General features: G+C 47.5%; 19 protein-coding genes. 6 read left to right on the plus strand and 13 right to left on the minus strand.

Annotation, left to right across the window (positions count from 1 at the left end; genetic code table 11):
• Positions 1-54 precede the first annotated feature (54 nt).
• The 3 genes from BLS69_RS11985 to BLS69_RS11995 all read left to right on the plus strand — a co-directional run bounded on the left by BLS69_RS11985 (position 55) and on the right by BLS69_RS11995 (position 2,207).
• A complete protein-coding gene (locus tag BLS69_RS11985) occupies positions 55-1,053 on the plus strand; it encodes a YpdA family putative bacillithiol disulfide reductase (protein WP_091031775.1) in 999 nt (332 codons plus the stop codon).
• A gap of 5 nt (positions 1,054-1,058) precedes the next feature.
• A complete protein-coding gene (locus BLS69_RS11990) occupies positions 1,059-1,502 on the plus strand; it encodes a DUF441 domain-containing protein (protein WP_036609212.1) in 444 nt (147 codons plus the stop codon).
• 192 nt (positions 1,503-1,694) lie between these two features.
• Positions 1,695-2,207: a hypothetical protein gene (locus BLS69_RS11995; RefSeq protein WP_036609214.1), complete on the plus strand. Its 513-nt coding sequence runs from the start codon at positions 1,695-1,697 to the stop codon at positions 2,205-2,207.
• Between the two features lie 98 nt (positions 2,208-2,305).
• Here BLS69_RS11995 and BLS69_RS12000 read toward each other — a convergent pair whose 3' ends face one another.
• Together BLS69_RS12000 and BLS69_RS12005 are read right to left on the minus strand one after the other, a co-directional pair.
• Positions 2,306-2,755 carry an NUDIX domain-containing protein gene (locus BLS69_RS12000; protein WP_091031778.1) on the minus strand — a complete coding sequence of 150 codons (450 nt, stop codon included), beginning with the start codon at positions 2,753-2,755 and terminating at the stop codon, positions 2,306-2,308.
• Positions 2,756-2,831: 76 nt separating this feature from the next.
• Positions 2,832-3,128 carry a HesB/YadR/YfhF family protein gene (locus BLS69_RS12005; protein ID WP_036609218.1) on the minus strand — a complete coding sequence of 99 codons (297 nt, stop codon included), beginning with the start codon at positions 3,126-3,128 and terminating at the stop codon, positions 2,832-2,834.
• Positions 3,129-3,614: 486 nt separating this feature from the next.
• On the opposite strand from BLS69_RS12005, the gene BLS69_RS12010 reads away from it, so the two are divergent.
• Positions 3,615-5,360, plus strand: a complete 1,746-nt coding sequence (locus BLS69_RS12010) for an ABC transporter ATP-binding protein (protein WP_091031779.1) — start codon at positions 3,615-3,617, stop codon at positions 5,358-5,360.
• Positions 5,361-5,372: 12 nt separating this feature from the next.
• The gene (locus BLS69_RS12015; protein ID WP_091031781.1) at positions 5,373-7,463 is read left to right on the plus strand and encodes an ABC transporter ATP-binding protein; all 2,091 of its coding nucleotides are present in this window, start codon (positions 5,373-5,375) and stop codon (positions 7,461-7,463) included.
• 184 nt (positions 7,464-7,647) lie between these two features.
• Here the strand turns inward: BLS69_RS12015 and BLS69_RS12020 are convergent, their stop codons facing one another.
• From BLS69_RS12020 to BLS69_RS12050, 7 genes are all read right to left on the minus strand, one after another.
• Positions 7,648-8,274, minus strand: a complete 627-nt coding sequence (locus BLS69_RS12020; RefSeq protein WP_091031784.1) for a YdcF family protein — start codon at positions 8,272-8,274, stop codon at positions 7,648-7,650.
• A complete protein-coding gene (locus tag BLS69_RS12025) occupies positions 8,271-8,816 on the minus strand; it encodes a hypothetical protein (protein ID WP_091031787.1) in 546 nt (181 codons plus the stop codon). The genes BLS69_RS12020 and BLS69_RS12025 overlap by 4 nt, the downstream gene beginning before the upstream one ends.
• 99 nt (positions 8,817-8,915) lie before the next feature.
• The gene (locus BLS69_RS12030) at positions 8,916-9,626 is read right to left on the minus strand and encodes a hypothetical protein (RefSeq protein ID WP_091031789.1); all 711 of its coding nucleotides are present in this window, start codon (positions 9,624-9,626) and stop codon (positions 8,916-8,918) included.
• Positions 9,623-10,678, minus strand: coding sequence for an ATP-binding cassette domain-containing protein (locus BLS69_RS12035; protein ID WP_091031792.1), 1,056 nt, complete (start codon positions 10,676-10,678; stop codon positions 9,623-9,625). The genes BLS69_RS12030 and BLS69_RS12035 overlap by 4 nt, the downstream gene beginning before the upstream one ends.
• Before the next feature lie 6 nt (positions 10,679-10,684).
• Entirely contained in the window at positions 10,685-12,415 is a 1,731-nt protein-coding gene (argS, locus tag BLS69_RS12040; RefSeq protein ID WP_091031795.1) for an arginine--tRNA ligase, read from the minus strand.
• A gap of 537 nt (positions 12,416-12,952) precedes the next feature.
• Positions 12,953-13,288 (minus strand): four-helix bundle copper-binding protein, encoded by a 336-nt coding sequence (locus BLS69_RS12045; protein WP_036609230.1) that lies wholly within the window; start codon positions 13,286-13,288, stop codon positions 12,953-12,955.
• 73 nt (positions 13,289-13,361) lie between these two features.
• Positions 13,362-14,480, minus strand: coding sequence for a CobW family GTP-binding protein (locus BLS69_RS12050; protein ID WP_091031797.1), 1,119 nt, complete (start codon positions 14,478-14,480; stop codon positions 13,362-13,364).
• A gap of 170 nt (positions 14,481-14,650) precedes the next feature.
• Here BLS69_RS12050 and BLS69_RS12055 point away from each other — a divergent pair, with 170 nt between their 5' ends.
• Positions 14,651-15,169: a MogA/MoaB family molybdenum cofactor biosynthesis protein gene (locus tag BLS69_RS12055; RefSeq protein ID WP_047842524.1), complete on the plus strand. Its 519-nt coding sequence runs from the start codon at positions 14,651-14,653 to the stop codon at positions 15,167-15,169.
• A 68-nt stretch (positions 15,170-15,237) separates the two neighbouring features.
• Here BLS69_RS12055 and BLS69_RS12060 read toward each other — a convergent pair whose 3' ends face one another.
• The 4 genes from BLS69_RS12060 to BLS69_RS12075 all read right to left on the minus strand — a co-directional run bounded on the left by BLS69_RS12060 (position 15,238) and on the right by BLS69_RS12075 (position 19,393).
• Positions 15,238-15,699 (minus strand): hypothetical protein, encoded by a 462-nt coding sequence (locus BLS69_RS12060; protein ID WP_091031799.1) that lies wholly within the window; start codon positions 15,697-15,699, stop codon positions 15,238-15,240.
• Positions 15,700-15,865: 166 nt separating this feature from the next.
• Positions 15,866-16,885, minus strand: coding sequence for an oxidoreductase (locus BLS69_RS12065; RefSeq protein ID WP_091031801.1), 1,020 nt, complete (start codon positions 16,883-16,885; stop codon positions 15,866-15,868).
• Between the two features lie 81 nt (positions 16,886-16,966).
• Positions 16,967-17,620 carry a hypothetical protein gene (locus BLS69_RS12070; RefSeq protein WP_091031803.1) on the minus strand — a complete coding sequence of 218 codons (654 nt, stop codon included), beginning with the start codon at positions 17,618-17,620 and terminating at the stop codon, positions 16,967-16,969.
• A 318-nt stretch (positions 17,621-17,938) separates the two neighbouring features.
• Positions 17,939-19,393 carry a nicotinate phosphoribosyltransferase gene (locus BLS69_RS12075; RefSeq protein ID WP_091031805.1) on the minus strand — a complete coding sequence of 485 codons (1,455 nt, stop codon included), beginning with the start codon at positions 19,391-19,393 and terminating at the stop codon, positions 17,939-17,941.
• Positions 19,394-19,410: the final 17 nt, after the last annotated feature.

Below are 19,410 nucleotides of genomic sequence, written 5' to 3' on the forward strand. Positions count from 1 at the left end.
TGGCTCGTTATTTACGGTAGGATTATATTGCTTGAAATAAGGAGGATTAAGAACATGGAAGATGTCATTATTATCGGCGGAGGCCCATGCGGTCTGTCTGCTGCCATTGAATGTGAGCGGCTGGGACTGTCCGCTGTGATCGTTGAGAAATACAATATCGTTCAATCTATTTATCTGTATCCAACCCATATGCAGTTTTTCAGCACAGCCGAGCTGCTTGAGATCGGGAACGTTCCGTTCAGCACACCTAATGATAAACCGTTTCGTTATGAAGCACTTGCCTATTATCGCAGGGTAGCCGAACATTTTGGTCTGCGTGTTCATAACTATGAGGAAGCCCGTGAAATTAAACGCAAGGATGATGGTACGTTTGAGGTACATACGCTCAATCGCCGCGGGGAGGCCATCGTACATGTTGGACGTAATGTAGTTGTAGCTACCGGTTATTTTGACCATCCTAACTATCTGGGCATTCCTGGAGAAGATAAAGATAAAGTAACCCACTACTTCCGGGAAGCTCACCCTTATACCCGTACACGTGTCGCCATTATTGGCGGAAGCAACTCAGCCGTGGATGCGGCCATGGAACTGGTTCGGGTCGGAGCACATATTGATATGGTTTATCGCGGCAGTGGTCTGTCCCAGCATATTAAACCATGGGTACGTCCGCTATTCGAGAGCATGGTGACAAAAGGCCGTATTACACTCCACCTGGAATCACGCGTGAATGAAATACTGGATGATTCGATTCGTCTGATACACACGGATGGTTCCACTCGGGAACTGGATAATGACTTCGTACTGGCAATGACCGGTTTCCGTCCAGATCGTCAACTACTCACGTCGGTAGGTGTGGAGATGTCTGATGATATGGATAAACCTCTATATGATGCACAAACGATGGAAAGCAGCGTACCTGGTGTATATGTGGGCGGAGTCATCGCTTCGGGTCGTAATGCCAATGAAGTCTTTATTGAATCCGGACGCTGGCATGGACGTTACATTGCGGAACATATCGTTAACAAACAACGTGGACAGACCGAAGGGAAATGAAAACAATGGATATGACCTCCCTGCTGTTGCTCGTATTTGCGGCTCTCGGGATTATCAGCAGCAACACACCTGTGACCGTAGCGATGGTATTTCTGTTGTTGCTACGAGTCCTGAACCTGAATCAGGCATTTCCATGGCTTGAAAAATACGGACTTACACTGGGCATTATCATTCTAACCATTGGCGTGATGGCACCTCTTGCCAGTGGCAAGATGAGTCTGCAGACGATCGGCGAGTCTTTCCTGCACTGGAAATCATTACTCGCCATTGGCGTAGGATTACTGGTGGCATATCTCGGAGGACGTGGCGCTACGCTGATGGGTACACAGCCAACTGTCGTTGCAGGGCTGTTAATCGGAACGGTACTTGGGGTTGCCCTGTTCAAGGGTGTACCTGTGGGTCCATTGATTGCGGCGGGAATTTTATCATTGCTACTGGGCAAATCCTGATTCAAGTTGTGAAGGTTGTGACCTGACATGCTATGCAGATTGGCTGTATTTCCCACCGTTGTGTGATATACTTCTATTCATGTAAATCATGTACACGAGTCTACAACAGTATAATGCATATTATGGTTATGCTGTTGCATGAAATATAGATTCACTTTGCAACTATTAATGGCGCAGGAGGATTAAGGAACCATGTCACGTCAGTTTATTACAGAAGCCGTGATGGTGGCCATTTACGGTCAATTGCTAGCGCCGCCCGCGCCTGTTGAATATATTGTTCCTTATACCACCATCCTTGAGCTATATGAATTCCAGACCAGTCCTGATCCCATGATGGATAACCCGGCAGATGATCAGCATGTGAAATCCAAAATCAATGAAATGATTTCTTATTTCGAGGAACCGCTGAATAAGAAAAAAATAGAGCGTGCGTTACTTGTTCCATGGGCCAAAAGCCCCTCCATTTTATTTGGTGACCAAGTATCCATTGCCATTATCAACGCAATAGATACGGCACAGTACGGGGAGTATTTCGATCCCATTGAGACAGAACTGCTGCTGACATCTCAGCGACTGAGTATCCCAATTCTCACCGATCAGGTTGAACTGATCGCACGCATAATTGAGTCCGAATCACCTGTACAGGTATTTGATATTGATGATTTTGATTTTGCGATGGATGATGAACCACTGGATCAGGTGTAATTCATGCTCTGAGCACGTGAATCGGATTTTAAAAAAAATGACCTTGGCATCCACTTTATCGTGCATGCCAAGGTCATTTTTTTGCGTCAACACTTATTTTATTCTGCAATATCCCGCGCTAACAGAATTCGGCTAATCTGATTCAGAGGTGGTAACGACTCCAGCGAAAAAAACTTCAGACCTGCATCACTATTTACACGCGACTCCACAAGGTCATCCTGAATGATCACTGTCCGAAACAGAGCAATGACATAATACTCTTCATCTCCGCTTGAATGCAGATACCGAAGGTCAGGCCCCGAATAGAGACCTTCCAGTGTCATGGTATCAGCAGTCCAACCTGTCTCTTCCCATAACTCCCGATGTGCAGCATCTTCAATGGCCTCACCCGGGCGCATCTCACCTGCTGGCAACCGCCAGTGACCGTGTTCAGCATGCTGAATCAGCAGTAATTCACCTTGTTCGTTCTCAGCCCGCACAGCCGCCTTTACAACAATATGAGAGCGTTTCGCGATATACTGGGCCAAATCTCGTGCTGGCAGATTCACTGCTTATCCCCTCCTCCTACTCGGAAGCCGGTGGCGACCTGTAATCCATCTATTGCTTAGCAGAATACTTCAAGGATTAGACTTCGGTATAACGGTATTCGATATCCTGACCTTCATCAACGATATCCACATGCAGTTGGTGCCCTTTCAGATACCAATAATCGTGATCTTCCATAAAGAATTGAATCCCCGACACTTCGGTTTGATCCGCAGGATGTCTTGGTTTCTCCACAGCAATACCTAGCGAAAATCCAGGGTGAAGACCTCCGCCAGAGCTATAACGGGCAAAAAATCGAATGCTGTCTCCCTCGTTTAAATTCAGTTCTTCCTTGTACCAGCGAGCAGCTTGATCGGATACATGTATGGTACTCATTTGGTGTCAGCTCCTTCTGTATATATATGTTCCATCATATCTCGACAGGGACTTGAATACAAACCCAAGTGACCACATGAATACAAATTAAGTTGTGAAAAATGTTTGACAGATTGTAAAAGCCGGTGTTAAGATGCAAACATACGAGGTCTACATTGTATTTATTTCCAAAAAAAGAAAGGGTGATTACGGTGTTTAACAAACATATGATAGGTCAATTCAGCACACAACTAAATACCGGAGCACACCCGAAATCATTATTCCGTTCATAAGTCGGCATGACAAGGCGTTCTTTCATTAGAACCTCTGTGATGTTTACTCACAATCGAACTTATATATGGTGGCGGCTCTGTTCTCTGAGCCATGCTGCCGTATGATTATATGAAGACATACCGCCTGCGTGCGGTATGTCTTTTTTTGTGGGTACTTTTCGGCATACATGAACGGAATCTGCATTTCTCGGACATCGAAAGGAAGGGATAACACTTGTTCTCTGTACTTAAAAACCTGGCCTGGTTCTTCCGGCTGGAACGCAAACGATACCTAACCGGTGTCATCTTGCTTATTCTGGTGGGCATTGCCGAACTGCTGCCTCCTCGTCTTCTTGGTAATGCCATCGACGAGATTGTGCGCGGTTCCATTACCGGCACCTCACTTACCCGTTATATCTTGCTTATTCTGGGAACGGTCATCATTATCTATCTGGTTACATACGTTTGGATGCACAAACTGTTTGGTGGTGCCAATCTGGTGGAGCGGCTGCTTCGTTCACGCTTTATGGACCACTTGTTACGGATGACTCCTCCCTTTTTTGAGAAAAACAGAACAGGAGATCTGATGGCACGGGCCACCAATGATCTTCGTTCCATTGCCACTACAGCAGGCTTCGGCATGCTGACCTTAACAGACTCTACAGCCTTTCTGGCCACCGTATTGTTCGCCATGGGTTTCCTGGTTAGTTGGAAACTGACCTTGGCGGCAATCCTGCCATTACCTTTTATCGCCATTGCCATGATGATCTATGGTAAAGCTGTACATCAACGTTACACCCTGGCACAGGATGCATTCGGAGATATGAATGACCAGGTGCTGGAATCCATTGCCGGGATCCGTGTTGTGCGTGCCTATGTGCAGGAACGTCTGGACGAGAAACGGTTCGCCGACGTGACCGAAGATGTGTATCGCAAAAATCTGGCTGTTGCCAGAATGGATGCGCTATTCGAACCCACCATCCGGCTCTTCGTAGGACTCAGTTATGTGATTGCACTTGCCTACGGCATATATCTTGTATTTCATAATGAAATTACCCTGGGGGATCTCGTATCGTTCAACATGTATCTGGGGATGATGATCTGGCCCATGTTTGCCATCGGCGAATTAATTAACCTGATGCAACGTGGTAGCGCTTCGCTTGATCGGGTCAACGAGACTTTATCGGTAGAACCTGCCGTACAAGATGTGGAGCAACCTGCTCACGTTACGAATCCGGAAGAAATTGCGATGCAGGATGTTACATTCCGTTACCCCAGCTCCACTGTCGACAATCTCAGTCATATCAGCTTTTCGCTGCGACGGGGTCAAACATTGGGTGTTGTGGGTCGTACGGGTAGCGGTAAGTCTACTTTGCTCAAACAACTGCTTCATGAATACCCTGCCGGTTCGGGCACATTAAGCATCTCGGGTCACCCAATTCAGGATATCGCCAAAGATGACTTGCACAGCTGGATCGGGTACGTACCACAGGAACAAGTTCTGTTCTCCAAATCAGTTCGTCAGAACATTCAATTCGGTAAACCTGGGGCCAGTGATGAAGTCATCATGGAAGCCATTCGTACAGCCGCTTTTGACGGGGATCTGGGAACCTTGTCCGATGGACTCGATACACTCGTTGGTGAAAAAGGAATCTCTCTGTCCGGAGGACAGAAACAGCGGGTATCGCTGGCGCGTGCCTTTATTGCTAATCCTGATATCCTGATCCTCGATGATGCCTTATCTGCTGTCGATGCACGTACTGAAGCCAAAATCATTGAAAATATACGCAACAAACGCTCGGGCAAAACCACGCTGATCTCGACTCATCGCCTGTCTGCTATTGAACATGCTGACCGAATCATCGTACTGGAGCACGGGAAAATTACGGAAGAAGGCACTCACCAGGAACTGTTAGCCATGAACGGCTGGTACCGTGAACAGTATGAACGGCAACAGGTCGAGTCCAATCTGTCCACGTAGGAGGTCAATTCATTGAAGTCTAATACAGGCAAAAGGCTGCTTGATTACGCCTTGAAAGCCAAAGGAACATTTATCGCTGCATTAATTATGCTTACCATTGGTGTTGCGGCCGAGCTTGCCGGGCCGTTCATCGCCAAATCCATGATCGACAATCACTTGCTCGCGATTGAGCAGCCTTTTTATGAGACGACAGCTTCAGATGAAGCCGCAGTCTACAACGGTAAGAACTACAAACGCGAAGGCTTGTTCGAACCGGATGAAAACAAAGGTTCGGAAGTGCGGGTATTACAAGCCGGCAGAAGTTTTTATTTTGTAAATGAACCGGTCAATGCACCTGACGGGGACCGCACATATGCGGATGGAACCCTCACGGTTACACGCGCAGGTGAAGTGACAGGCCAATATGCGGCAGCACCCCTGTCCGCTGGTGAACTGTTTGCTTTTTACAAACCGGAGATGCCCAGCATCTATCAATTAATTGTGTATTACATGATCTTCCTCGTGATCTCGGTCATTATGGAGTTTGGTAAAACATTCTGGCTGCAGTCCTCGGCCAATAAGGTCATTCAAAGACTGCGTAACGATGTGTATGCCCACATTCAGCGACTGCCGGTGCACTTTTTTGATAATCTGCCCGCAGGTAAAGTTGTATCTCGGGTCACGAACGATACAGAAGCTGTCAAGGATCTGTTCGTTGCCGTTCTTTCGAACTTTTTCTCAGGAATCATCACGATTACAGGTGTGTATGTCGCACTCTTCCTGCTTGATGTCCGCCTGGGCCTGATCTCATTATTCGTCGTACCAATGCTCATTACATGGATTGTGCTCTATCGCAAATTCGCCACTCGTTACAACACGATCATTCGATCACGACTTAGTGAGATCAATGCAATCATTAACGAGTCCATTCAGGGGATGTCCATTATCCGCGTATTCCGCCATCAGAAACAAACCAAACAGGAATTCGAAGATCTGAATGATGATTATATGAAACACCAGAACAAAATGCTTAACCTGAATGCCTTCACCTCACACAACCTGGTTAACGTATTACGGAATATCGCATTTGCGGTGGTCCTGTGGTACTTCGGTTCCAGTGTGCTGGATGGCACAAGTATTATCTCACTGGGTGTTCTATATGCCTTCGTTGATGTTCTGGGCCGCTTGTTCCAGCCAATTACCGGCATGGTGAATCAGCTCGCCAACCTGGACTCCTCCCTCGTATCTGCTGGTCGCGTCTTTGAGCTGATGGATGAAAAGGGAGAAGCTGTAACCGATGGCTCCATGCCAAGATACAAAGGGAATGTTGTCTTCGATGATGTATCCTTTGCCTATAAAAAAGATTACGTGCTTAACAATATCTCGTTTAAAGCATCCCAAGGTCAGACGGTCGCTCTGGTCGGCCACACCGGTTCGGGTAAAAGCTCAATCATCAACCTGCTATTCCGGTTCTATGATCCGCAAAAAGGCAAGATCACAATTGACGGTCAGAACGTCAAGGATCTGCCTAAACAGTGGATTCGCGAGCATATGGGGATTGTATTGCAGGACCCGTATCTGTTCACAGGCACCATTGCTTCCAACGTCAGTCTTGGCGATGAGAAGATCTCCCGTGAACGGATTGAACAGGCGCTGCGTGATGTAGGCGCTGAACGTATACTGGCTCATTTGCCTCAAGGCTTTGACGAACCTGTCATCGAAAAAGGAAGCACATTGTCTGCTGGACAGCGTCAGTTGATCTCCTTTGCTCGTGCACTGGCGTTTGATCCGGCCATCCTCATTTTGGATGAAGCGACAGCCAATATTGATACGGAAACGGAAGCATTAATTCAGAACGCACTCGAAGTCCTCAAAAAAGGACGTACCACCTTCATCATTGCTCACCGTCTCTCCACCATTCGTTCAGCAGATCAGATTCTGGTTCTGCATCGCGGGCGTATCGTTGAGCAAGGTGCACATGATGAACTGATGGAGCTTAAAGGCCGCTATTATAAGATGTATCAGCTTCAACAAGGTGCGCAAGCAGCAGCGGTCGCAACTCTCGAGAATCCGTCAGGTAATTCCGTTCCAACCTCAACCTCCTTTGCCGGAGGCAATGCATAACAGAGTAAAGCTGAAAGTTCTTTAAGTAACCAATCAAAAATGATGTACTCGACGGCAACACAAAAACCGATCTACACCGCAAACCCTGAGGTAGCTGTGTAGATCGGTTTTTTATATTTTCATCGGGATTCAAATTCCGATACTGTTTATTTCCTCCAGACAAAAAAACAATCCGCGTGCAACCTCATGGCTGCTGCGGATTGTCTATCCATCCTTTGATCGTATATCCCATGTACATCACGGTCTCTCTTGCGAGAAAAGGAAACTTGCTGCGCCAGGTTCGATACGCCGTTGTTCGTGTCGGAGAGGGTACGGCATCCATACCCAGACCGGCAGCCAGCTTCATGGCCCGTTTCATATGTAATGGATCACTCACAATCGTATAGGTTTGATAACCGGCCTGTTCACCAATTGGAATTGAATTGACTAGATTCTCCTCGGTAATTCTGGATTTGGTCTCTATGCGAATGTCCGCAGGATCTACTCCATGTGCGATGGCATACTTCTGACCCACTTCAGCTTCCGTATGTTCTCCCTCATCACCTGACCCGCCTGTGAAAAGCAGATTACGAACGGTACCCTGACGGTATAATTCAATCCCGTGTTCAATACGTTCGCGAAATACAGGTGAAGGGTTATCCCCCGCCACGGCTGCGCCCAGAATGATTGCTGCATCCGATATCCTGGATGAATCCTCATCCGTATATGCAGATATACGGATTGCGGTAACCACGGTCCACAGGATTCCACCCAATACTACAGCCAGAACCGTCATTAATATCCAGCGTTTCGTTATCCGTTTGCTTGTCATTCATCCTCTTCCAAAGCCCTTGCTTGCATACTCTCGGTATGAATCCGCTCCAGCGTTTGTAGAGCTGCTGCGGATTCGGCATCCAGACCAAGCTCTGCAATCCAGGCACCCGTATATTGCTGAAGACGGATCTCCAACTCCTGTGCACGGTCTTTGAAATCCTCCAATTCCTTAATCATGCGTGATCGTCCTTCCGGACTGAATGTCTCGTGAATTCGTTCCTTGAAATAATGATGTACGATACGGTTACGTTGCTGCCATAATTCATTCAACTGGCGAGTCTCTTCCTCAGAGAATGTAAAATGATGGCGCACTTCGTGAATGAGCTGCCCCAGTGAACTGCTCATCTTTCGTTCGTACAGATCTTCCAGATCCTCTTCAGACACGGCTTTGCCCTGAGACATTTTCATTAATAAAATCAGATTGACCAGCTGCTGTTCAAGCGCCTGCCCGTAGTACACGGCCAATCCGTAATAGGCAAACAATTCCCTGGAGTGTTCGCTGTCCAGCATGTCACCATTCTGGATATCTGTATTTTGCATATGCGAGCGCCCCCTTCAACCGTACAATGTTAACCATTCCATGTCCCTCTATCCTAACCAAACCAAGAGCAACATTCAAGTTATCGGGAAGCGCGTCTTCTAACTCCGCAGATCTCTTCTACCGGACAGCCACACATGGATGATTAGTAACCCCATTGCGTAGAGCACAGTCCACAGCGTAACCGAAACAAAAGAGTCCATCTTTGATTCATCAAATAACATCATCTCACGAACCAGATAAAAAGCTGGCGGAAGAATGCGGCCAAGCCATTCTAATGATTCAGGCAAACGTTCACTTAAGGAACCTTGGATAAACGATAGTAATAATACAATAATGAGGGCAGGCATACTTCGACTAAGCAAGGGAATGTACGATTTTTGAAAAAATACACTGATGCCTAATCCCAGCAGTGATAACCCCAAATGTCCTAACCAAGTCATCATCCACTCCTCACCTGTGGGTTGTCTCTCGAACATTCCAGCGAACACGGGATACAGCACAGTGATTACGGTGAGCATGAATTGCATTATCCAGGCACAAATGAGTTGACTTGTTACAACCTTACGCCTGCTTCCTGTATGAAGGACGAGCAATTGATACTGCTTTGCAGGTTCCGTATTCATCACCATTACTCCGAGCCAAGCAGCTGCCAGAAATAACAGCATAGCCGTAACACTGTAACTGTCCGCAATAGGGTTGGGTTTGTAGGAATAGATTAGCAGCATGGCGATGATATAAAAGATAACCGGTGCAAAATATTTCTGTGAGCGAATGTGATGCCTTAACAAATATCGGGTCAGATAGATCATTTGGCTTCTCCCCCCGCATCATCCATGGAAGAGCTTAAGTCCACAGATTCTGTGACATCTCCACGACTCGCATGTACAGCTGGATGTTGTCCTTCCAGCAGACTTTCCATATGTAATTGACTTTCTTCCTGTTGTACGGACACAACCGAACCTCCGGAAGCCAGAATCATTCTGAGTACATCATCAGTTGATTGTTGAACTACTTTCCAATCCCACAACCAAGACTTGGATTTCTCCGAGCTCGTATTACGAACTAAAGACAGTACTCCCGGTTGTTGTACAACGGATGGATTTTTGGCCAGATCCTCTCCAGCTTCCGTCAGACTTTGAATACATACAACGGGTTCGCCAGCTTGTAGTATATCTTCACGACTCCAGTAACGGAGGACGCGGCCTTGCTTCAACACAATCACCTGGTCTGCCAAACGTTCAATAAGCAACGGTTCATGGCACGCTGTAACGATGGATGTCCCTTCATCCTTCCATTGCCCCAATAAGGATACAACTGCCTCTTGAGCTGGAATATCCAAGCCTGATAAAGGTTCATCCAGCAACAAAAGACCACCCGGTTCAGGTAACAGGGCCTGAATCAAATTTACTTTTTGCAGTGTGCCCTTCGATAATAAGGGTAACTTCTGATCAATCGCGGTATCGAGATATAAAAGTTCACTAAGTTCTCTAATCCGCCCACGCAGTACTTCGGGGCGAATGCCCCGAATCCGACCCATGTCCCACAAGTACTCTCCAGAGGTAAAGGGTAAACGTGGCAGACCATCTACTGCATACCCATCAGAACCCTTCATTGTGCGCTGGATCGATCCTGTATCGGGTAACAAAATACCTGCCAACATACGTAGCAACGTGCTTTTGCCCGAGCCGTTTCTGCCAACAAGCACAGAACATTCGCCCTGTTTTACTTCCAGATTAATTTGATTCAGTACCTGAGTACTGCCTAATCGCTTGCTCACTTGTTGAAGCAACATACCTCGACCTGATGAGTCTGCTACATCTTGATCGGCTTTCTTGAAAAGTCCACGTGTACTCCATATCACCTGGGATCACATCCGCTCTGGAGCTTGCACACCTAGCAAATGTAAACTGTACGCGAGGCGTTCGGCAGTCCGTTTGGCCAATGCCACCCGGAAGGATCTTACATCAGATGACGCATCCGCAATCCGTTCGGCGTGATAGAAGCGGTTGAATGCTTGAGCGACATCTATTGTATATTTGGCAATGACCGAAGGCTCATTCCGATGAATTGCTTTTTCCAAATACTCGGGATATTCACCAAGCAGTTTCAGCAATGCCCATGAGGTATCTCCGACACAGGATGGAGTGGTCACTGTGTCATTCTCACCATCCGCAAGGCTGGGGTTAGGCAGAGGGTTTTCATTTTCCACGCGGATCGCCTCTTCTGCCTTGGCAAGCACACTTTGAATCCGAGCATGGGTGTATTGCACATAGGGTCCGGTCTCCCCTTCAAAACTCACCGCATCTTCCAGTGAGAAGTCCACATCGTTTAACCGATTATTACGTAGATCACCGAAGACAATTGCACCTACACCAACAGCCTCGGCCACTTTCTGAGGGTTCTCCAGATTCGGGTTTTTCTCCTGAATAATCTGTAGTGCACGAGCAACTGCCTCATCCAACACTTCCTGCAAAAAGACGACTTTACCACGACGTGTAGACATTTTCCGTCCCTCAAAACGCATTAAGCCAAACGGGATATGTTCACACTTCGCAGACCATTCATGACCCATCCGGGATAGGACCGCAAATACCTGCCGGAAATGTAACTTCTGCTCGCCTCCGACCACATATAACAACCGATCTGCCTTCATCACCTCATGACGATAAACCGCCGTAGCCAAATCCCGTGTAGGATAGATTGTTGTTCCATCTTTTTTGATAATCAGGCACGGGGGCATGTTCTCGTCCTCCAGACGTACCACGAGTGCTCCATCACTCTCTTCAAGTAAACCTTTCTCCTTGAGTTCTTCAACCACCGCGCCCATCTTGTCATTGTAAAAGCTCTCCCCCAGCGTATGGTCGAACTGTACATTCAGACGTTCATACATCCGGTTGAATTCCTTCATGCTCACTTCCACAAAGAACGCCCATAACCGCTGTGCTTCATCATCCCCTTGCTCCAGCTTGCGGAACCACTCCCGTGCCTCAATCTCCAGAGAAGGATCGTTCTCCGCCTCATCGTGGAAACGCACATACAGCTCCAGAGAAGTACGGATCGGGTCTGCCTGCAAGGCTTCATCATTGCCCCACCGCTTGTACGCTGCGATCTGCTTGCCAAACTGGGTTCCCCAGTCTCCCAGATGATTCACACTTACGGAGGTATAACCCGCTTCGTTATACAACCTATACAGTGCTGCACCGATTACAGTAGAACGCAAATGTCCAATTCCGAAGGGTTTTGCGATGTTAGGGGAAGACATATCAATCACAACACGTGAACCTTGACCAAGCTGAAGCTTACCAAATGTGGCATTCCCCAGTTCTTTCAGCAGATTCGGCGCGAGCTTCTCCCGGTTGAAACGGATATTTACATACGGCCCGGCGGGAGTCGCTTCAAGTCCTGCTGCCTGCAATCCCGTTGCGAGCTCGGTCGCAATGACTGCCGGTGCTTTTTTTAATGACTTCGTTAATACAAAACAAGGGAAGGCTGCATCACCCATCTCCGCCTGCGGTGGGACTTCGAGTAATCTTAGAACCTCTTCTTCATTCAATCCCGTTAAAGGGGCAATATCGGCCGCAGCCTGCTTCATCAACATGTCGAACACTCCTTATCCATTCATTATTGGGTTAAAATAAACACAAAAAAGCTCTCGCCTCTACATAAGAGACGAGAGCTGACTTAACAGTTCCCGCGGTACCACTCTAGGTGAACAGCTACTCTTAATATGCATCAACATGCATACCAGTAGAACCTGTTCCGCTCGATGCGTATAACGGTCGCAAGCCGAATTACCCTCAGACAGATATAGTACACCCACACTCAGGATGCAAACATCTTTTCGGATAACCATCTCACGGGTGCGGTTCACTCAGGTCATATCATACCGGCTTCCACCTCTCCCGGCTCGCTGTCATGTATGGATCTGGTTACTCTCCCGATCATTGATATTCTTCGTTTCAATTCATTGCCATCATTATACATACCACGATCAGACTTGGCAACCCGCATTAAAAATCCCCTACTGAAAGGCAACACATAGGCACATCGTCTCAGATGCCTGTGTTCACTGCCTTCCCTTAGGGGACAACGGTCATTATCGGTTTTAATTATATATATTCCAGAGAAAAAATAATTACGCTACTGCTGCCATCAATCGGCAAGCTTCTGCACATCTGCGGCAAGCCTCTGCACATGCTTGGCAGTGATCATGGTGATGTTTGCCACACTCTGCGGCGCAAGCTTCACAAGCTTTCACACACAATTCGCATATCTCAGCAATAAAATCACTTCCACGTGTCATCGCTTGTGCAGCAAAACTGCAAATCTCCGCACATTCCCGATTCAAACGAATGCAATCACGCAGCATCGCCAGATCATATTCTTTCAGACTCGATATGTAACATACGTTGCAAGCATTCATGCACTCCAGGCAAGCATCGATACATTGTTGATATTGTTGTTGTGTCATTTAAAGTTACCTCCCAGGCAAAGTTTGCTATGCATCTTAATACCCAGTTCGGAGGAATATTGAATCATCTAACCTACTTTATCGCTTCCAATTCCAGTAATTGGTCACGAATGACAGTTTGGTCAAAATGTTCACCTATAAACACTGCAACATTAGGGACCTCTCCCTGAGGTGTGATCTTCATGTAGTCCGATTCACGGTAGGCATACTGGAACCAGAAGCGACTCGCTGTGTCACTAAACGATAAAATGCCTTTTGCTCGATACACATCCCGTGGCAAAGCAGATACAAATTGTTCAAACGCCTCACTGTTCACCGGATGACTGAAATAATGCGTATACACCATAACATGTTCGTGTGAGGCATGTGGAGCAGAATGCTCGTGACCGTGGTCATGACTATGGTTATGAGATGCGTCAGTATTCGTAGCATCGCCTTGGACTGTATGATGTGTATGTTCATGTCCATGACTGCATCCATCTGTGCCACAGGTTTCCGTATGAACATGATGTTCTTGGTGAGCCGGCTTACCTGCTTCAGAAGCTGAATCACGTACATGCACGTCTGCCCCACTGCGAAGCAACATATCCATCTCCACCTCACACTTGACCGTAGGAATTACAGGTGCGAAGCCATTCCATTTTGCCAAAAGCTGTTCCAAGTCCTTCAGTTCCTGTGCACTCACCCGATCCGTTTTGTTTAAGAGAAGCACAGACGCACAACGAATCTGCTCCTGCATCAGTTTGAACGTCTGCCCCTTCTGCTCCTGATATAGGCCAGATAGATGCGCTGCATCCACAACAGTAATGAGACTTTTCAGTTCCAGTCGCATGTAGAGTGAGGTCTCCGTTACCGCATCCAAAATCTCCATTGGGTTCGCGGCACCAGTTGCTTCAATGATGATCACATCCGGTGATTCCTCTTGAACGAGATCAGCAAGTTGCAATCCCAAGTCACCACGTACAGTACAACAGATGCAGCCGCCTAACATCTCTGTCATCGGAACGGTGGAATCCACAATCTGACCATCCAGATTGACTTCGCCTAACTCATTCATAACCACTGCGGGACGCAAACCCTGCTGTTGCCAATGTTCGATCAACTGAACAAGCAATGTTGTTTTGCCACTCCCCAAAAAACCTGACAGTATATATACAGGTATGGATTGTTCTTTTAAAATCGTTTCGTTCATCCTTAAACACCTCTCTGATTGTCCTTCTTGTAACCTGACTATATATATCTAGCGAGTGTACACCATCCCGCATTCGTTGTGCAATAATGTTCAACTCTTCCCCAGTACATTGCCTGATTCTACCGGATGGTCTATGCTATGAGGACATGTTGATTGAAGGAGGAAGTTTCATGACTAATTCAGTGGAACAACATCGCCAGGAAGCTCCGACCACGGTATCGTGCATGATTGTTACAGTATCGGACACACGCACTAAAGACACTGACACCAGTGGCCAGCTCATGCACCAGCTTCTGAATGAAGCGGGTTATCAGATTGTTGAATACATCATCACACCAGATGAAACGGAGAACATTCGTAGCATCCTGCAAGATGCAGCCGTTCGTGATGATATCGAAGCCGTGCTGCTTAGCGGCGGAACAGGGATTGCACCCCGAGATACAACCTACGAAGCTGTATCCTCACTACTCGACAAGGAACTCCCGGGCTTTGGTGAGATCTTCCGTTTTCTCAGTTACACCGAAGATATCGGTTCCGCTGCCATCCTGAGCAGAGCCGTCGCTGGAACGATCGGACGCACAGCCGTATTCTCCATGCCGGGTTCCAAAGGAGCCGTCAAATTGGCTATGGAAAAACTCATTTTGCCCGAGCTGCGGCATGTGATGCGTGAAATATATAAACCCGTCTGAAAGATCAGACGGGTTTTTCGGGTTTATTTTCAACTGTATGGTAAAGTACGAAGGGTATCTCGCTCTACTTATCTTAGTTGCCCCAGCACATGTCGGAACACCTGCAACACATCCTGTTCATACTTGTCCTTTTCCCCACCAGAAGCTGTATATACGAGTGAGACGTTTCCTTTGCTGCGAATCGTTGTTCGGCCAAGCGCATTCTCCAAGACAGCTTCATCACGATTCTCACTGTACATTTGTTTCATGCTGGCAGCCCGGGTTGTCGCATCACTGAAAATATGGACTTTCACGATATGTCTGCCACTTCCATTCAACAAATACATATAAGAGATCCCACCATGGCCGTCATCGGCAGACATATTATTCATCAGCTGAATGCCTTTTGCTTCAAAACTCTTACTGATCTCACTCACCAATTCACCGTTTAATCCGTGTCCTTGACTCTGTGCCCTCATATTTCCTTCATCTGTCGCTTCGCGGGTGTAGACCTTCCGCTCCTGTTCAATGGATGATGCCGAACAAGCCACCAGTGACAGATACTCGTGATCAACACGCCACTTACAAGTACCAACTTCATTGTTCTTCCAGCCAGACTTCGGCCTTTTCTAGCAAACCACATGCCAATCCTTCCTTTCCAGCCACGTGTACTGTGACCCAATCAGGTAGAATTAGCATGTCTAAGGACTTAGAATCTTATGCGGATGGCAGATCTGATATCGTATTGACCACCGTACGACCTACTGCACCACCTTGGAGTATCGTCTCCAGCGTATGAGGCAATTGATCTAGAGAAATCTCCCGGATTCCCAGTTCCAGCGCGCGCTCCGGTTTCCATTCTCCACCGAGAAGTTTCCACACTCGTTCCCGACGTTCCATCGGGCAATATACAGAGTCTATACCAATAAGCTGGATACCACGCAAAATAAACGGAAGCACCGTAGATTCAAAAGCTGTGCCGCCTGTTAACCCGGATACCGCTAACGCACCTCCGTATTGAATCTGTTTCAATCGCTCCGCGAGAGCTGGTCCTCCTGTTGGATCAACAACGCCTGCCCATAGCTGTTTCCCCATGGCTCCTTTGGCTGGAGCATCAGCTTGTTCACGACTAATCACCTCTGAGGCTCCCAAGTTTCGGAGCAATGACTCCTCCTGCTCCTTCTTGCCTGTGCTGGCTGTTACTTCAAAGCCGAGTTTCGCTAAAATCGCAACGGCCATACTCCCAACGCCACCTGTTGCACCCGTAACCAGAACCTTGCCCATCTCCGGTGTAACTCCAGCTTGCAGAAGCGCATCTACCGAAAGTGCAGCCGTAAATCCTGCGGTTCCAATCGCCATAGCTTCTTTCTCACTAAGACCCGGTGGTAGCGGCACCAGCCATTCACTGCGCAGACGCGCATACTCGCTGTATCCTCCGTAATGAGATACACCCGGTTCGAACCCAGTACTGATCACCCGATCTCCCGGTGCAAAACGTCCACTTACCGACTCCTCTACCGTTCCGGCGAGATCGATTCCGGGTACAATCGGGTATTCACGAACGACACCACCCTTTTCAAGCGTCGCGAGCCCGTCTTTATAGTTGACACTGGAATATTGTACCTGTACCGTTACATCTCCATTTGGCAGATCTTCCTGCTTCAGTTGCTCTATGGCAGCTTTCACTCCGCCCTGTTCTTCTTTACGGACAACATATGCGTTAAACTGGTTTTTCATCGATATGCACTCCTTCTTCTGAGTTTTATATATTTTTCCATTAAGCACATGAAATGTTCGCATTCAGGCTTAACGTAATGATCAGGCTCTGTCTCTCCTTAATGTCAACAGATAGATTAGTGGACCCACAATGGGAATAATGCCTGCCACTGCCCAAGCTGGTGAACGTCGACTCACTATAGTATCCCTGTATATCGCAAGCATGGAGAGTAAGGTCAGCAGTACAAAATCAATGGTCATGATATGTACAAAGGAAGATTGTCTGAACGCGTCCATATATACATCCGGATCACCTTGCGTCACGGCATAGAATGCTGTCCCCAGCGTTAACAGCAGAAGGACTACATGCGTCAGCTTATGGGCCACTACCCGTGCAATTCCCGACTCCCGCTGACGGCCAAAATGCAAGCTTGCGTAACCCGAAGCTCTATTGGCGGATGATGACCATGCATAATAGGGAAGCAGCGCAAAAGCGCCTAGTCCAAAAGAAAACAACACAAAAGGCCAAGCCGGTACACGTGCACCTCGTTCTTTCACAGATGTTCTTAACAGTATACAGGCATAAACTGCCGGGAAAATACCTAACCACGAAAACACAGTAAGTAACCACGGCTCTTTGCTTTGCATTGTGATCAGTTCTTTGAATATCGGGTCACTTCCAGGTGACTGCCCCGGTGCCAACAACAATGCATAGGCAATAAAAGCGATCCAGACCAGGCCCAATATGCATCTCATGTCTGCACCTCCTCTTACTTTCATCCCCTACAGCCGTGCGATTGAATCAATCGTTGCAGAATTTGGCGTCTCCTGCGCTTTCCCGAGAAATAATGACTGCCTTGCACCTCTAAATGCGCGTTCAAAAAGTCCATTCTTGAACAACCTCTCGAACTGAACAAGCCAAATTCCAGTATGCCTGCTACCTCGGCGGTCTGTCCATGAGATTTCTTACATCACTGGATCATACAAGAAAAATGTATACCCTTTATGAGCATCAAAAAGGCATAAGCCAGTCATTTTCCCTGGTTATGCCTCTCTGTAATTCTGATGTGTAGATCATTCCTCTGTGAATTTCACATGTTCCGCAATGAGCTTCTGCTTCATATTCCATGCCGCAGGGCTGATGTTCACACGGTAGATCTCCGGGTTGAGCTTCCGTTGGTATTCAGGCCAGAAGAGGTTCATCTGTTCCTGGTGGTACGCACGAATCTCATCCAGATTAGGCAGCTCATATACTTTGCGTCCGTTCACAAAGATCGGCTCCAGCATATTTACCGCTTCGTAGCGGGTAACGGTCTTTTTCAAGTAAGGGTGTAGCGGGTTGAACAGCTTGAGCGGTCCGCCCTGTAGCGGCTGCTCTTCATCTGGATAGCAGATATAATCTGCAATCGCTTTGCCATGTTTCGGATCAATGATCCGGAACACTTCCTTTTTACCTGGAGTGGACACCTTTTCAGGATTGGCAGATATTTTGATCGTAGGCAGCATGGCACCGTCCACTTCACGCTCCACCAATTTGTACACTCCACCCAAAGATGGCTGGTCAGAAGCGGTAATCAACTGTGTACCAACACCCCATGTATCAATCCGTGCTCCTTGAGCCTTCAGGTTGAAAATCGTATTTTCATCCAAATCATTGGATGCAACAATTTTCACATAATCCAAGCCAGCCTCATCCAACATCTGACGTGCCTGAATCGACAAGTACGCTAGGTCACCACTGTCGAGACGAATGGCATTCATCTTTTTGCCTTGGCTCTCCAACTTCTTGGCTGTCTTGATGGCGTGAGGTACTCCACTGTTCAACGTGTCAAAGGTATCAACCAGCAGTGTAACCTGATCAGGCAACACTTTGGCATACACGTCAAACGCCTCCTGTTCGCTCATAAAGCTCTGTACCCAGGAATGGGCATGTGTACCTGCTGTTGGGATTCCGAAGCGCTCTCCAGCCAGCATGTTGGACGTTGCATGGAACCCTGCTACATACGATGCACGTGCGCCCCAGATGGCAGCATCCGCTTCCTGTGCACGCCGTGTGCCGAATTCGAGCAACGTATCCTGCTGCGCTACCTGTTTGATCCGCGAAGCCTTGGTTGCAATCAACGTCTGATAATTCATGAAGTTAAGTATCGCCGTCTCCACCAATTGTGTCTCCATAATGGAGCCTTCTACCCGAATGAGCGGTTCGTCAGGGAAAACAATTGCACCCTCCTTCATGGAATGAATCGTCCCCTGAAATGAAAACTGGAGCAATTCTTCCAGAAAGACCGGATCGTAATTTTCCTCTTGTTTGGATAAAAATTTGATGTCGTCCATCGTAAATCGAAGCTGGCTGATATAGTTCACAATCCGTTCCAATCCGGCAAATACCGCATATCCGTTGCCAAAAGGAAGCTTACGGAAATAGGCTTCAAATACCGCCTTCCGCTTGTGAGTACCATTCACCCAATGGGCGTACATCATATTGATCTGATATTTATCCGTATGTAAAGCCAGGCTAGTTGTCTGCATTTGTCTCATCCTCTCTG

It is taken from the genome of Paenibacillus sp. CF095 (assembly GCF_900101225.1).
GTDB lineage: Bacteria > Bacillota > Bacilli > Paenibacillales > Paenibacillaceae > Paenibacillus.